The following is a 15,513-nucleotide window of genomic DNA, read 5'->3' as shown; positions in this document are numbered from 1 at the left end:
TAATAAAACAATTAATGATTAGTGGTTAAGCTGATTTTTTATCTTTAATGGCAGCAAAAGTCCTCACCAATTTAGCATGAGGTTCCGCAAGCGTTTTGACAAATTTCTCAACTGGCGCCTTCATAACAAACAGTAGCTTGGATAAGGCTTCTGTACGTGTTGGTAAACTAGCAACAGCTTCAAGCTGATTTGCTTCATAAAGTTTACCGCCCACAGACAAAGCTTTAATTTCCAATCTTTCAAATGTTTTGGTAAAGTCTTTAAGTAATCGGGCAGCATCACTAGGAGCTTCCATAGACATGGCAATGAACAAAGGCCCTACCAAACAATCACTTAAGCACTCGAAAGAAGTGTTATGAAATGCTCTGCGAGTTAAGGAATTTTTCACTACACGCAGATAAACACCAGCTTTACGAGCCTCACCACGAAGTTGCGTCATTTGATTAACAGTTAAACCACGATAATCAGCAACTACTGCTGAAACAGCCTTAGAGGCGACCTCAGTCACTTCTTCTACAACGGCTTTCTTGGCAGCTAATGTTAATGTCACGTTACTGACCTCCTAAATTGTTCAAATCAACATTGATTTGACAGTTATGGTGGCCGTTTCAATATCTGATTCGGCACACCGTCTACGCAGGATATTAAGCTATTGCACCTGCGGTCTTCGACGGCATGGAAGCAAGTCTATGCCGTGAAATCTTAAAATGGGTGTGTATTCTACACAGGTATGCTTGCAATATCAATAGGTAAACCAGGTCCCATCGTTGATGAAAAGGTTATTTTTTTAATGTAAACACCCTTTGCAGCAGCAGGCTTGGCTTTCTTAAGATCATTAATCAATGCGGCTGCATTCTCGAGTATATCTTCAGGACTAAAATCCACTTTGCCGATAGTACAATGAATGATTCCATTTTTATCGGTACGATAACGCACTTGTCCTGATTTTGCATCCTTTACTGCTGCTTCGACGTTTGTGGTAACAGTTCCTACTTTAGGATTTGGCATTAATCCTCTTGGCCCTAAAATCTGACCTAGTTGACCAACGATCCGCATTGCATCAGGTGTGGCAATAACCACATCAAAGTCCATGTTGCCAGATTTAATTTGTTCAGCCAAATCTTCAAAACCAACGATATCAGCACCAGCTTCTTTGGCTTTCTCTACGTTATCGCCTTGAGCAAAAACGGCCACTCTTACTTTCTTTCCTGTTCCTTTAGGAAGATTTGTAGATGAACGAACAACCTGATCAGATTTTCTGGGATCAACACCTAAGTTAACACTGATATCCATACTTTCATTAAATTTTCCTGATGCAAATTTCTTAATCACATCAATGGCTTCTTTTGCCTCATACAAATGATTGAGCTTGATGACTTCTCTGATTTGCTTTTGTTTTTTAGATAGTTTTGCCATGACAGTACCTCTTATTCTAAACCTTCGACTTCTATACCCATACTGCGCGCAGTGCCTGCAATACTTCTAACGGCTGCATCAAGATTAGCTGCAGTTAGGTCAGGTTCTTTTGTCTTGGCAATATCTTCCAGTTGGCTTACGGTTACCTTGGCGACAATCTTTGAGTTGGGAGTACCGCTGCCTTTTTGTATACCAGCCGCTTTCTTCAATAAAACCGATGCTGGAGGGGTCTTGGTAACAAATGTAAAACTGCGATCCGAATATACAGTAATAACCACAGGCGTTGGCAATCCTTGCTCCAAATTCTGCGTGGCAGCATTAAACGCTTTACAAAATTCCATAATATTCACACCTCTTTGACCTAATGCAGGTCCTACCGGTGGACTTGGATTTGCTTTGCCGGCGGGAATTTGAAGTTTGATATATGCTTCTACTTTTTTAGCCATAATAACTCCTATTTTGGGTAAAGCGCTATTTCATGTTCTATTACTTTAGCTCCCCAGTTACATAAATCAGGTCTTTTCTACCTGACTGAATTCAAGCTCAACAGGTGTTGAACGACCAAATATTAACACAGCGACTCTTAATCGGCTTTTCTCGTAATTGACCTCTTCTACAACACCATTGAAATCAACAAAAGGTCCTTCCTTGACACGAACAATTTCACCAGGCTCAAATAATGTCTTGGGCCTTGGTTTACTCACACCTTCTTCTACTCTCTGCATGATTGCTTGAGCTTCTTGATCAGTAATAGGAGTTGGTGTTTGACTTGTACCACCTATAAACCCAAGCACACGTGGAATAGCACGAATCATGTGCCACGTTTCATCATCCATAATCATATGAACAAGCACATAACCGGGAAAAAATTTACGGGTACTTTTTCGCTTTTGACCTGAGCGCATTTCTACAACTTCTTCGGAGGGCACTACGACCTCACCAATCTTTTCTTCAAGATGGAGACGTACAGCGCGTGATGATATTTCACGTTTAACAAAATTTTCATAGCCTGAATAGGCATGAACAACATACCACTGCTTCGTTTTTTGCTCTTCCACCGCTTTCAACCTAAATGTGTTATTTTACCAATGATCCACATCATAGCAGAATCAACGCCCCAAAGTACAAATCCCGTAATAGCAACCATGATCATCACTATAGATGTTGTTTGAACCGTTTCCTGTCGTGATGGCCAAACTACTTTCTGTAATTCAATTTTTGCCTCTTTTGCAAATTTTAATATTTGCTTTCCTTTTGAGGTTAATAATCCTAATCCAAGAACAATAACCAACCAACCTATCCAAAGTATGGCTTTAATGGCTGAAGAAAAATTAAGATAATACGAACAGTAAAATGCCACCGCCGTTAGTATGATAATAGCTAAGGTAGCAAATGTATTTGTCAGTTTACTTGCACTATCAACATTACTTTTCATAATCAACACATAAGGTTGGCAGGCCAGGAGGGAATCGAACCCCCAACCTGCGGTTTTGGAGACCGCCGCTCTGCCAATTGAGCTACTGGCCTATATCTTGGCGTGAAGGGCAAACTTCACGCCACCTTTTTACTCGATAATTTTAGCGACTACGCCGGCACCAACCGTACGACCACCCTCGCGAATTGCAAATCGCAAGCCTTCATCCATAGCAATGGGTGAATGCAGGTTAACGGTCATTTGAACATTGTCACCCGGCATTACCATTTCCACTCCCTCAGGAAGCTCACATGAACCTGTCACATCCGTCGTGCGGAAATAAAATTGAGGTCGGTAACCATTAAAAAACGGAGTATGACGACCACCTTCATCTTTCGACAAAACATACACTTCCGCTTCAAACTTCGTATGCGGCTTAATCGTGCCTGGCTTCGCCAATACCTGGCCCCTTTCAACCTCATCGCGCTTCGTCCCACGCAGCAATACACCTACGTTGTCTCCCGCACGACCTTCATCCAGAAGTTTACGGAACATCTCAACACCCGTACACGTCGTCTTCTGAGTATCACGTATGCCTACAATCTCTACTTCATCTCCCACCTTGATAATGCCACTTTCTACACGGCCAGTAACCACCGTTCCTCGTCCAGATATCGAAAATACATCTTCAATCGGCAATAAGAAACTCTTGTCAATGTCTCTTTCAGGTTCAGGTATGTAAGAATCCATCACTTCAACTAACTTCTCAATCGCCGGTATACCAATCTCACTCGTATCACCTTCCAGCGCTTTCAAAGCCGAACCTACCACAATCGGTATATCATCCCCTGGAAATTCATAGCTGCTCAACAAATCACGTACTTCCATCTCCACCAACTCAAGCAACTCAGGATCATCTACCATATCCGCCTTGTTTAAAAAAACAACAATATACGGAACACCTACCTGGCGTGATAACAAAATATGTTCCCGGGTCTGTGGCATCGGGCCATCCGCAGCAGATACAACCAAAATCGCCCCATCCATCTGAGCAGCTCCCGTAATCATGTTCTTCACATAATCCGCGTGGCCAGGACAGTCTACATGAGCATAATGACGCTTGGCTGATTCATATTCAACGTGCGCTGTCGATATCGTAATCCCTCGCTCACGCTCTTCTGGAGCCGCATCAATTTGATCATAAGCACGGGCCATCCCCCCATACTTCTGCGACATAATTAATGTAATAGCCGCCGTCAACGTCGTCTTACCATGGTCTACGTGGCCAATAGTACCAACGTTTACGTGCGTCTTCGTTCGCTCAAATTTTTCCTTCGCCATCGGAAGATCTCCCCGTTTGCCAATTAATATTCATTTGGTGCCCACAACTGGACTCGAACCAACGACCTCTTCCTTACCAAGGAAGTGCTCTACCACCTGAGCTATGTGGGCGTTTAAATCAGCGTTTTGCCTAAAGCTTATAGAATTAACATCCATATTTGGAGCGGGTGATGGGAATCGAACCCACGCTATCAGCTTGGAAGGCTGAAGTTCTACCATTGAACTACACCCGCAATATTGTAAAAACCTATAAGCTGGTGGAGGGGGGAGGATTCGAACCTCCGAAGGCAGAGCCGTCAGATTTACAGTCTGATCCCTTTGGCCGCTCGGGAACCCCTCCGAAAAGTAAGCTATTCTCGTCCAAGCTGTAACTAATGTCAAATTATTTAGTCTATTATTGATGGTGCTGGCACCAGGAGTCGAACCCGGGACCTACTGATTACAAGTCAGTTGCTCTACCAGCTGAGCTATACCAGCTTTTATCCAGGAATTTTATTCCTAATGTTAAAAAAGCCCTGGCGATGACTTACTTTCGCATGGGGAGACCCCACACTATCATCAGCGCGTGTTTGTTTCACTACTGAGTTCGGAAAGGTATCAGGTGGTACCAAACAGCTATGGTCGCCAGGAAAACGGGTTATTCTGCCTTATTGAAGGCAGAAGGTAAAGATTGAATGGGTTTGATTCACAAGCGTTTAAACTCATTTTGTATCATGCCCTGAATGATTTCAGGATATATGGTCAAGACAATCAGCCAATTAGTACGAGTTAGCTTCACACATTACTGCGCTTCCACACCTCGCCTATCAACGTCGTCGTCTTCAACGGGCTTCAAGGGAAAACTCATCTTGAGGAAGGCTTCCCGCTTAGATGCTTTCAGCGGTTATCCCGTCCGAACTTAGCTACCCGGCCATGCCACTGGCGTGACAACCGGCGCACCAGAGGTTCGTCCACTCCGGTCCTCTCGTACTAGGAGCAGCCCCTCTCAATTTTCCTACGCCCACGGCAGATAGGGACCGAACTGTCTCACGACGTTCTAAACCCAGCTCGCGTACCACTTTAAATGGCGAACAGCCATACCCTTGGGACCTGCTTCAGCCCCAGGATGTGATGAGCCGACATCGAGGTGCCAAACACCGCCGTCGATATGAACTCTTGGGCGGTATCAGCCTGTTATCCCCGGAGTACCTTTTATCCGTTGAGCGATGGCCCTTCCATTCAGAACCACCGGATCACTAAGACCAACTTTCGTTCCTGCTCGACACGTCCGTCTCGCAGTCAAGCACCCTTATGCCTTTACACTCTTGGTACGATGTCCGACCGTACCGAGGGTACCTTTGTGCTCCTCCGTTACTCTTTGGGAGGAGACCGCCCCAGTCAAACTACCCACCATACACTGTCCTCAACCCGGATTACGGGCCTAAGTTAGAACCTCAATAACAACAGGGTGGTATTTCAAGGTCGGCTCCATGCAAACTGGCGTTCGCACTTCATAGCCTCCCACCTATCCTACACAGTCATCATCAAAGTCCAGTGCAAAGCTGTAGTAAAGGTTCACGGGGTCTTTCCGTCTAGCCGCGGGTACACTGCATCTTCACAGCGATTTCAATTTCACTGAGTCTCGGGTGGAGACAGTGTGGCCATCGTTACGCCATTCGTGCAGGTCGGAACTTACCCGACAAGGAATTTCGCTACCTTAGGACCGTTATAGTTACGGCCGCCGTTTACCGGGGCTTCGATCAACCGCTTCTCCTGCCACCGCATTACTCGTATCTGTGCGTTGAACCCCTCTTTCGCTCAGTCATTTACCCAATGTAAACGCCTTCGCTCATTCGTCGTTCACCTTCATCTACAAGCAATCCGGTGGCAGGATAACAGCATCAATTAACCTTCCGGCACCGGGCAGGCGTCACACCCTATACGTCTTCTTACGAATTTGCAGAGTGCTGTGTTTTTAATAAACAGTCGCAGCCACCTGGTCTCTGCGGCCTCCACCAGCTCATTACGTAAAGCAATTCACCAGCAAAGGCGTACCTTCTCCCGAAGTTACGGTACCATTTTGCCTAGTTCCTTCACCCGAGTTCTCTCAAGCGCCTTGGTATTCTCTACCTGTCTACCTGTGTCGGTTTGCGGTACGGTTCTCCGTAAGTTATGGCTAGCAGCTTTTCCTGGAAGCATGGCATCAGTGACTTCTCTGCGCATCGAAATGCCAGAACCACTTCGCACCTCAGCGTTAACAAGAAACCGGATTTGCCAAGTCTCTCCGCCTACATGCAAGTACCAGGACAACCATCGCCCGGCTCACCTAGCCTCCTTCGTCCCCACTTCACCACTTACAGAAAGTCCAGGAATATTAACCTGGTTCCCATCGACTACGCATCTCTGCCTCGCCTTAGGGGCCGACTCACCCTGCTCCGATTAGCGTCGTGCAGGAATCCTTAGACTTCCGGCGAGAGGGTTTTTCACCCTCTTTATCGTTACTCATGTCAGCATTCGCACTTCCGATACCTCCAGCTCACTTCTCAGTCAACCTTCATCGGCCTACAGAACGCTCCCCTACCACGTGTATCACTACACATCCGCAGCTTCGGTGTATGATTTTAGCCCCGTTACATCTTCCGCGCAGGCCGACTCGACCAGTGAGCTATTACGCTTTCTTTAAAGGATGGCTGCTTCTAAGCCAACCTCCTGGCTGTCTATGCCTTCCCACATCGTTTCCCACTTAATCATACTTCGGGACCTTAGCTGGCGGTCTGGGTTGTTTCCCTCTCCACGACGGACGTTAGCACCCGCCGTGTGTCTCCCGTGGTCCAATTATCCGGTATTCGGAGTTTGCATCGGTTTGGTAAGCCATGACAGCCCCCTAGCCGAAACAGTGCTCTACCCCCAGTAATCAACCCACGAGGCGCTACCTAAATAGCTTTCGGGGAGAACCAGCTATCTCCGGGCTTGATTAGCCTTTCACTCCTAGCCACACGTCATCCGATAATTTTTCAACATTACCCGGTTCGGACCTCCAGTTGGTGTTACCCAACCTTCATCCTGCACATGGCTAGATCGCCCGGTTTCGGGTCTACTCCCAGCGACTATCGCTCTATTCAAACTCGATTTCTCTACGGCTCCCCTATCCGGTTAACCTCGCCACTGAAAGTAACTCGCTGACCCATTATACAAAAGGTACGCAGTCACCTAACCTAAGTCAGGCTCCCACTGCTTGTACGCAAACGGTTTCAGGTCTATTTCACTCCCCTCTCCGGGGTTCTTTTCACCTTTCCCTCACGGTACTCGTTCACTATCGGTCAGTAAGGAGTATTTAGCCTTGGATGATGGTCCACCCATCTTCAACCAGAATTTCGCGTGTTCCGGCCTACTTCTCCGCGTGCCTAGTTCTACATCAATGCTTCGTGTACGGGGCCTTCACCCTCTCCGGCTTACCTTCCCAGATAATTCCACTCACATCAACGCTAAATCACGCCAGGCTCCTCCCCGTTCGCTCGCCGCTACTAAGAGAATCTCTCTTGATTTCTTTTCCTTTGGGTACTTAGATGTTTCAGTTCCCCAAGTTCGCTTCCATACCCTATGTATTCAAGTATGAATGACTAATAAATTAGCCGGGTTACCCCATTCGGACATCCCAGGTTCAACGCTCGTTTTCAGCTCCCCCAGGCTTTTCGCAGAATACCACGTCCTTCTTCGCCTCTTACTGCCAAGGCATCCACCGTTTGCGCTTCTCTTCTTGACCATATAACCTCAAATCACTCAAGACTATATCCAACATGAAGACAATACTTCTTCGCTTGTGTTACCTCGTCGTCTCTAACCTCACCCAATCAGCAACAAAACCAATCAGTCTCAGCTAAAAACTTCAATCTCTACCCTAATTTTTAATGAACCTCTGGTTATCCAGATCAAAATATTCTCAAAAAGAACACTTTGATCTGGAAACGCAATTTATAATCCGGTTGGTTTGGTGGGTCTGGGTGGACTTGAACCACCGGCCTCACCCTTATCAGGGGTGCGCTCTAACCAACTGAGCTACAGACCCAATCTCAGGATCCAGACAGAAACTAACTCCTGAATACTTCTTGAAAACAAACTGTGTGGGCGTTTTGAGGATTTGTCGCACCTTTTATCTTTATATTTAAGGAGGTGATCCAGCCGCAGGTTCCCCTACGGCTACCTTGTTACGACTTCACCCCAGTCATGAACCACACCGTGGTAAACGTCCCCCCGAAGGTTAGACTATCTACTTCTGGTGCAGCCCACTCCCATGGTGTGACGGGCGGTGTGTACAAGGCCCGGGAACGTATTCACCGCGACATGCTGATTCGCGATTACTAGCGATTCCGACTTCATGGAGTCGAGTTCCAGACTCCAATCCGGACTACGAACAGCTTTTAAGGATTCGCTCCAGGTCGCCCCTTCGCTTCCCTCTGTACCGTCCATTGTAGCACGTGTGTAGCCCTACCCGTAAGGGCCATGATGACTTGACGTCGTCCCCGCCTTCCTCCGGTTTGTCACCGGCAGTCTCCTTAGAGTCCCCACCATAACGTGCTGGTAACTAAGAATAAGGGTTGCGCTCGTTACGGGACTTAACCCAACATCTCACGACACGAGCTGACGACAGCCATGCAGCACCTGTACCAGTGTTCCCGAAGGCACACTCGCATCTCTGCAAGCTCCACTGTATGTCAAGGGTAGGTAAGGTTCTTCGCGTTGCATCGAATTAAACCACATGCTCCACCGCTTGTGCGGGCCCCCGTCAATTCCTTTGAGTTTTAATCTTGCGACCGTACTCCCCAGGCGGTCAACTTATCGCGTTTGCTGCGCCACTAACTTTCTCTATAAAGCCAACAGCTAGTTGACATCGTTTACAGCGTGGACTACCAGGGTATCTAATCCTGTTCGCTACCCACGCTTTCGTGCCTCAGTGTCAGTATTAGGCCAGGCAGCCGCCTTCGCCACTGGTGTTCCTTCCGATCTCTACGCATTTCACCGCTACACCGGAAATTCCACTGCCCTCTCCTATACTCCAGTCCAGCAGTCTTATCTGACCAGCCTAGGTTAAGCCCAGGAATTTCACAGATAACTTACCAAACCACCTACGCACCCTTTACGCCCAGTAATTCCGATTAACGCTCGCACCCTCCGTATTACCGCGGCTGCTGGCACGGAGTTAGCCGGTGCTTCTTCTGTGGGTAACGTCAATCCAGTCAGCTCTTAACCAACTGAACTTCCTCCCCACCGATAGTGCTTTACAACCCTCAGGCCTTCTTCACACACGCGGCATTGCTGGATCAGGGTTCCCCCCATTGTCCAATATTCCCCACTGCTGCCTCCCGTAGGAGTCTGGGCCGTGTCTCAGTCCCAGTGTGGCTGTCCATCCTCTCAGACCAGCTACCGATCATAGCCTTGGTAAGCCCTTACCTCACCAACTAGCTAATCGGACGTAGGCTAATCTTAAAGCGCCAGGCCATAAGGTCCCCAGCTTTACTCCAAAGAGCATATGCGGTATTAGCCCGAGTTTCCCCGGGTTATCCCCCTCTCTAAGGCATATTCCTACGCATTACTCACCCGTTCGCCACTCGCCATCAGTCCAGCAAGCTGGACCATGCTGCCGTTCGACTTGCATGTGTTAGGCATGCCGCCAGCGTTCAATCTGAGCCAGGATCAAACTCTTCAGTTCAATACCTAGCGCTAGTCTACACTAGCTTCTTTTCTTCAAGCACTCCAAATTCCTTCAAAGCGCCCACACAGTTTGTCTTCTAACTTCTTAATGAACTCGCCCCAAAAGCGTCTGCACATTCTAACCATTTCTCATCTACTGTCAATCGCTTTTTTTACTTTTTTTGAAAAAAAGACATTAATGGTGGGAATTATCTTTTTATATAACGATAAAAAGTTAAATCGTATGGATTTCTTTCATCATGCCATCTTGTCACACTCGATTCACAGTCCCAAGCCGACAGGTCAATTTCAGGAAAAAAGGTATCAGCAGTAAATTGATGATGTATCACGGTTAAGTATAGACGATTTGCCAGAGATAGCGTTTGTGCAAATAATTCAGCACCACCAATGATCATGATTTCCGATGCGTCAGAAGCAGCCTCTATTGCAGCTTCAATTGAATTCACTGTCGTAACGCCTTCAATCGATTGCATCTTCCGGCTGATGACAATATTGAGGCGACCAGGAAGCGGTCTGCCAATGGATTGATACGTTTTACGTCCCATGACAACAGGCTTTCCCATTGTTAATGTTTTAAAATGCTGAAGATCGGCTGGCAAATGACATAATAACTGATTATTTTTTCCCAAACCTCCACGCTCATCTACCGCTGCAATTAAACTAAGATTTGTCATCGCTATGCTCCCTGTTTAAGACCATCTCTGCAGCAAGCCTAACAGCGGCAAGCAAACTGGCAGAGTCTGCAATTCCTTTTCCGGCTAACTCCAATGCCGTGCCATGATCCACCGATGTTCGAATAACAGGAAGCCCCAAAGTCACGTTTACGGCTTGTCCAAAACCAGAATATTTCAATACAGGCAAGCCTTGATCATGATACATGGCTACAAAAGCATCACAGGACTCAGGGCTATGATGAACAAACATTGTATCTGCCGGCAGAGGGCCTTCAATTTTATATTTATTGGAACGTAGTGCTTCTAAAGCTGGATGGATGATGTCCGTCTCTTCCTGTCCTAAATAACCTGATTCACCTGCATGGGGATTTAATCCAGCTATTTTTATTTTCGGAGAAGGTATGTTGAAATCTTTCTGCAAGGATGAAATGACCGTTTCAACAACATACACGATCAGTTCTTTATTAATAACATTCGAAACCTGCTTTAAGGGGAGATGGGTAGTCACCAATGCCACCCGCATGAATTCTGTAACCAACATCATCACAGCAGTCTCAACCTGACACTTCTTCGCCAGAAATTCAGTATGCCCCGTAAATGCATAACCGGCTTTATTAATTATGGCCTTATGAACAGGTGCCGTTATCAAAGCAGAAAATGTATGATTCAGCGTCAAGTCTACGGCAAGAGATAATAATTCCAGAACATAGGAAGCATTCCTGTCATTTAATTGGCCTGGTATTACCCTTTCAGGGCATGAGAGCGGCAAGATGGTTAACTGACCTTTTCGTGCATCTACCTCAACTCCGGATTGGTATTCTTTAAAAATTATTGCTTTATTGATTGCCCGTGCGCGCGCTTGCAAAACATCTACATCCCCAAGGATAACAAGAGGAATATTCAGATCGGCTAGAGCCAGACATATATCAGGCCCGATGCCAGCAGGCTCACCGCTACTAACCAATAAGGGCTTCATGTCAAGTCCTTATCCATAATTTTCACATAGGCATCAGCACGCAGATGTTGCTGCCAATTTTGCACGGCCTCAACAAATTTTCGCTGCTGCAAATGTTGCAAAACCTGTGCTTTCTCAAAAGCATCCGAATCATCCTCTTTTTTTCGCCCTAAAACCTGAATAAGGTGCCAGCCAAATTGCGATTTAACCGGTTCGCTCACCTTGTTCAGCGGAAGCTTATTCATAGTGTCTTCAAATTCGGGCACCAACTCTCCAGGCTTTACCCAGCCTAAATCCCCTCCTTTAACCGCACTTGTGGCATCCAGTGAATATTGTTTAGCCATCAGCGCAAAATCCTTACCTGCTTTAAGCTGCTGATAGATATTATTGACCTGCTTTCTGGCCTCTTCTGGAGTCATGCCAGCAGTGGGTTTCAATAAAATATGACGCACATGAGTTTTGGTGATCAAGTGAGGTTGTTTTTTATTCTCACTTGTTGAAATTAATTTAATTAACTGATACCCATTCCCTGTTCTTAATGGTCCGGCCACTTCCCCTGCTTTCATTTTAACCACTTCTTTGGCAAATACGTCCGGTAACTCAGCCAGGTGACGCTCCCCCAAATCCCCGCCTTCTAAAGCAAACTCTCCACTGGACTCTTCCACAGCCAGACGAGTAAAATTTTCACCTTTTTTGATTTTGGCCAATAATTTCTGGGCTTTATTTTTAGCTTTTGTCAGCTGCTCTGTAGTAGGCTCTTCAGGCAATGGAATAACAATGTTTTGTACGTGGAAGGTCTGCTCTGATTTATTCGTCTGCTTTGCTGCTTTAAGATAATTTTCCACTTGTTCTTTTGATATGACCACATCTTTACCTACAGCTTTTTGCTGCAAGCGTGAAATAATCATCTCCTTACGAATATTTTGTCGATATTCTTTCCAGCTCATTCCCTGTCGAATCACTTCCTCTCGCAATTGAGATAGCGTCAATTTATTCGTTTCAGCTATTTTATGGATTGCCTCGTCCAGTTCAATGCTGTCTACGGTAATACCATTGTTTTTGGCGAGCTGTAATTGCAGGTCAACATCAATTAAATGCTGCAATACCTGCTTACGCAAGATCTTATCTTCCGGCAAAGCCATTTTTTTGGCAAGGATCTGTCTTTTTAAGACATCTACCTGCGCATTTAACTCAGTTTCTGTAATCACATCATCATTTACCAGAGCAACTACTTTATCTAAGAGTTGCGTGCTTTCAGCAAAAGCCACGGATGAAAAGAAAAGCAGACATATAATAACTCGAGCCAACATATCTAACCTCATTTTGATGCCCATCAGTTTAGCGACAAATATAGGGCAATATTTATAAAAAACAAGCAATTTAAATTGATTGTCTCCCAAACTCATCGATGAAATTGATCATTATAACCTGGAATATACGTATGTATGGTGCTGTAGGGATCGCTATTGGCAACAGAGCCTAGTCCTTTTAATAAAATCTGCAAATAAACATTGTTATTATATTCCGGCCTGAAATCTGAATTTAAATTCTTAAAGGTACGGCCTCCTAATAAACGAACCGCCCAACAACAACTGTCATACTGTATTCCTAGAAAAGTCATCATGCCATAACCCTTACTAAGGTTATAACTGTAAGCGCCAAGGCTACTCCAATGATCATTAAAAGGCCAGGCATAAGCAAAGGTTGCCTGATGCAGTGTCGTGTTTTTAAACGTATTATCGGCCACGGGACTGACATCGCCATTCACTAAATAACTGTAAGCAAAACGAAGCACATGATTGTATGCGGGTTGATAATGAAAATTGAGATGGCCGTTATTGGTCGCACGGGTTGCAGGATCCCAAACATAATCACCGGTTAAAATCCAGGAAGGGCTAAAGTGATAGGTTGCTCTCGCAGCCACCGGTGAATATTCAGAATCGGGGGATAAAAATCCCAGCGCATTTGGATTATCGGTACATTGACCAGTAATGCTCTGACATAATTGAACACGACGGTCAGAAAAATAACGGATTTGACCGATGGAAAAACTGGCCTTTTCATTGCCTGTTTCTTCAGATAACCAGCGGGAGGCCACCGCATAGGAGAGTTGATTGGCATCTCCGACGCGATCATAACCGGAAAAACGGTTTGTCCTGAACAATTGATCGGTATTGAAAATCATATACGCTGAATCATAGACAGGTATTTGTGTCTGATCACGATAGGGAACGTAAAGATAAAATAATCGTGGCTCCAGCGTTTGCGTATAAGACTGCCCCATGAGTTGAATATTTCGTTCAAAAAAAAGGCCGCCGTCAATACTGTATCTTGGGATAGTGCGATTGAAATTCTGATCTGAAATCTTACGATTATTGTAATTAACGTCATAATAATCTTCCACAAGCTGCACCGAAGGCGTTAAATATCCCCAAGGCTGTGTCTGCGGAAAACCTAATATAGGGTTAAGATGAAGACGAGGACCCTCAGGGCGAAGACGTACCGAATCGTTTGGCCAGTGAAACTGATCATATTGACTCAACAACTGAAAATCGGCATTTAAGGGTAAGTCGGTATAAAGTCCCTGCGCAAACAGTTGAGGCAAGCGTTCATAAACGCCCTCAACCGGGGTCTGGTTGACGGGGTTTAAAGTCTGATAACTCTGCGCCATGGCTTTGAATTTCCAATGCTCACTGAAATAAACCATATCCGCTTGTCTGATTAACTGCCTTTCAGTCAATACAGCCAGGTTTGTGCTGAAATCCTGTAAAAAATAGTCATCTGAGACTTGCTGGAAATTAATGGTTGAACGCAAATTTGGACTCCATGAGGTAATGTCATGTATACCTACAGACCAACGATTAAAGGATTCATTTTTTAATGTCGGGTATTGCAGTAAATTTTCACGAACAAAATTCTTAAAAGCCCTGTCCTGCGGTAAAAAATGTCCCTCCACAACGCCCGTTGATTGTTTTGTCAGGTATCTGAATTGCCCACCCATCATCACTCCACGGCGGGTATACATATGAGGAATAAGCGTGGCGTCATAATTTGGGGCAAGATTCAAATAATAGGGAAGCGCTAAATCATAGCCACCTACATTGGAATAACCAGTGACAGGCATTAAAAATCCGGATTTACGTTCTTTATTGGTCGGAAAGCTGATATAAGGTATATACAAAACCGGAACATCACGTATCCGTAAAACAGCATTTCTGGCAACCCCTCTGCCTTTGGCATGATCAAGCCTGATGCTTTCAGCGCGGATCTCCCACGCATTGTCTTGAGGTGCGCAATTACTGTAAGTTGCCTGCTTTAACAGATAATCTTTATCAGGAAAACGTTGTATAAGGCTGGCTCTTCCCCAGGCAGGCAAAATAGCGCCCCTGCGACCAGTTTTAAAACGGTATAATACATCTTCCACCTGCCCGGATTTATCCTGGGGATAAATGATGGCTTTTCTTGCAATCATCAGGCGATCCGGCTCCATGTAGCGAACATCGCCCAATAGTTCAATGCGATTTACCTGGCTGGTCTTGGCATCACGATATACGTAGGCTGTTTGAGCGCTAAGCACACGCTGCCCCTCCTGCACTTCCACGTTTCCTTTTAAAAGCGACTGTCCCTGCTGATAAAAGGACACTTCTTTCGCCATAATGCGAATTTCATCAGGATCAGCTAATGGAGCTATGGAAACGGGGCTGTAGGCACCATAACAGAGAGGTGACTGATCAGGCAACCAACCCAAACATTGAGCATATTGAGCGCGAACGACAGAGTTTAAAGATACATCCGGCACCCGGATACAGGCCTGAACCGGTTCGCTTTTCAGCTCGCCAGCAAAAGCTGCTGCATAAAACGCTGCTGACACCAGACTCAAGATCAAAACCATCATAGCAGCCAAGGTGTAATAAAATCTGATATTCACTGCTATCAAGTCACCTTATATCAAACTCGCGTGATTTAACTTTATTTGACCGAAATATCGCACAATTCATCCTTATTAGGTATATTATCTCGACTTT

At 45.6% G+C, this 15,513-nt stretch carries 10 protein-coding genes, 6 tRNA genes and 3 rRNA genes; all 19 read right to left on the bottom strand.

Going from position 1 to position 15,513, the window contains the following annotated elements:
- Positions 1-25 precede the first annotated feature (25 nt).
- Positions 26-550, bottom strand: coding sequence for a 50S ribosomal protein L10 (gene rplJ / locus E4T55_RS08565; RefSeq protein WP_058502155.1), 525 nt, complete (start codon positions 548-550; stop codon positions 26-28).
- Between the two features lie 170 nt (positions 551-720).
- A complete protein-coding gene (rplA, locus tag E4T55_RS08560; protein WP_058502154.1) occupies positions 721-1,416 on the bottom strand; it encodes a 50S ribosomal protein L1 in 696 nt (231 codons plus the stop codon).
- Positions 1,417-1,427: 11 nt separating this feature from the next.
- Complete coding sequence (rplK, locus tag E4T55_RS08555; protein WP_058502153.1) at positions 1,428-1,862, bottom strand: 50S ribosomal protein L11; 435 nt, start codon at positions 1,860-1,862, stop codon at positions 1,428-1,430.
- A 66-nt stretch (positions 1,863-1,928) separates the two neighbouring features.
- Entirely contained in the window at positions 1,929-2,474 is a 546-nt protein-coding gene (nusG, locus tag E4T55_RS08550; protein ID WP_058502222.1) for a transcription termination/antitermination protein NusG, read from the bottom strand.
- A gap of 5 nt (positions 2,475-2,479) precedes the next feature.
- Complete coding sequence (gene secE / locus E4T55_RS08545) at positions 2,480-2,851, bottom strand: preprotein translocase subunit SecE (protein WP_058502221.1); 372 nt, start codon at positions 2,849-2,851, stop codon at positions 2,480-2,482.
- A 16-nt stretch (positions 2,852-2,867) separates the two neighbouring features.
- A tRNA-Trp gene (locus E4T55_RS08540) sits at positions 2,868-2,943 on the bottom strand.
- A gap of 37 nt (positions 2,944-2,980) precedes the next feature.
- Positions 2,981-4,171, bottom strand: coding sequence for an elongation factor Tu (tuf, locus tag E4T55_RS08535; protein ID WP_058502161.1), 1,191 nt, complete (start codon positions 4,169-4,171; stop codon positions 2,981-2,983).
- A gap of 35 nt (positions 4,172-4,206) precedes the next feature.
- A tRNA-Thr gene (locus E4T55_RS08530) sits at positions 4,207-4,282 on the bottom strand.
- A gap of 48 nt (positions 4,283-4,330) precedes the next feature.
- A tRNA-Gly gene (locus tag E4T55_RS08525) sits at positions 4,331-4,404 on the bottom strand.
- A 22-nt stretch (positions 4,405-4,426) separates the two neighbouring features.
- Positions 4,427-4,511 (bottom strand) — tRNA-Tyr (locus tag E4T55_RS08520).
- Between the two features lie 61 nt (positions 4,512-4,572).
- Positions 4,573-4,648, bottom strand: a tRNA-Thr gene (locus E4T55_RS08515).
- 36 nt (positions 4,649-4,684) lie between these two features.
- Positions 4,685-4,800: ribosomal RNA gene (gene rrf / locus E4T55_RS08510) — 5S ribosomal RNA — on the bottom strand.
- Between the two features lie 108 nt (positions 4,801-4,908).
- Positions 4,909-7,913 (bottom strand): 23S ribosomal RNA (locus E4T55_RS08505).
- Positions 7,914-8,139: 226 nt separating this feature from the next.
- A tRNA-Ile gene (locus E4T55_RS08500) sits at positions 8,140-8,216 on the bottom strand.
- A gap of 97 nt (positions 8,217-8,313) precedes the next feature.
- A 16S ribosomal RNA gene (locus E4T55_RS08495) occupies positions 8,314-9,857 on the bottom strand.
- The 16S, 23S and 5S rRNA genes sit together here with 5 tRNA genes alongside, the layout of an rRNA operon.
- Before the next feature lie 190 nt (positions 9,858-10,047).
- Positions 10,048-10,533 (bottom strand): dihydrofolate reductase, encoded by a 486-nt coding sequence (locus E4T55_RS08490; protein ID WP_058501525.1) that lies wholly within the window; start codon positions 10,531-10,533, stop codon positions 10,048-10,050.
- Positions 10,520-11,509 (bottom strand): 4-hydroxythreonine-4-phosphate dehydrogenase PdxA, encoded by a 990-nt coding sequence (gene pdxA / locus E4T55_RS08485; protein ID WP_058501526.1) that lies wholly within the window; start codon positions 11,507-11,509, stop codon positions 10,520-10,522. The genes E4T55_RS08490 and pdxA overlap by 14 nt, the downstream gene beginning before the upstream one ends.
- On the bottom strand, positions 11,506-12,798 hold the full coding sequence (locus tag E4T55_RS08480) for a peptidylprolyl isomerase (protein WP_058501538.1): 1,293 nt from the start codon (positions 12,796-12,798) through the stop codon (positions 11,506-11,508). The genes pdxA and E4T55_RS08480 overlap by 4 nt, the downstream gene beginning before the upstream one ends.
- A gap of 92 nt (positions 12,799-12,890) precedes the next feature.
- The gene (locus tag E4T55_RS08475) at positions 12,891-15,380 is read right to left on the bottom strand and encodes an LPS-assembly protein LptD (protein ID WP_058501539.1); all 2,490 of its coding nucleotides are present in this window, start codon (positions 15,378-15,380) and stop codon (positions 12,891-12,893) included.
- Positions 15,381-15,513: the final 133 nt, after the last annotated feature.

The sequence above is a fragment of the Legionella israelensis genome (assembly GCF_004571175.1).
Classification (GTDB): Bacteria; Pseudomonadota; Gammaproteobacteria; order Legionellales; family Legionellaceae; genus Legionella_D; species Legionella_D israelensis.
This window is presented reverse-complemented; position numbering and strand designations above follow the sequence as displayed.

Excerpts from the sequence above, each read along its gene's own strand:
- rplA (WP_058502154.1), bottom strand. The coding sequence starts at position 1,416 with ATGGCAAAACTATCTAAAAAACAAAAGCAAATCAGAGAAGTCATCAAG.
- rplK (WP_058502153.1), bottom strand. The coding sequence starts at position 1,862 with ATGGCTAAAAAAGTAGAAGCATATATCAAACTTCAAATTCCCGCCGGC.
- secE (WP_058502221.1), bottom strand. The coding sequence starts at position 2,851 with ATGAAAAGTAATGTTGATAGTGCAAGTAAACTGACAAATACATTTGCT.
- tuf (WP_058502161.1), bottom strand. The coding sequence starts at position 4,171 with ATGGCGAAGGAAAAATTTGAGCGAACGAAGACGCACGTAAACGTTGGT.
- E4T55_RS08490 (WP_058501525.1), bottom strand. The coding sequence starts at position 10,533 with ATGACAAATCTTAGTTTAATTGCAGCGGTAGATGAGCGTGGAGGTTTG.
- pdxA (WP_058501526.1), bottom strand. The coding sequence starts at position 11,509 with ATGAAGCCCTTATTGGTTAGTAGCGGTGAGCCTGCTGGCATCGGGCCT.
- E4T55_RS08480 (WP_058501538.1), bottom strand. The coding sequence starts at position 12,798 with ATGTTGGCTCGAGTTATTATATGTCTGCTTTTCTTTTCATCCGTGGCT.
- E4T55_RS08475 (WP_058501539.1), bottom strand. The coding sequence starts at position 15,380 with ATGGTTTTGATCTTGAGTCTGGTGTCAGCAGCGTTTTATGCAGCAGCT.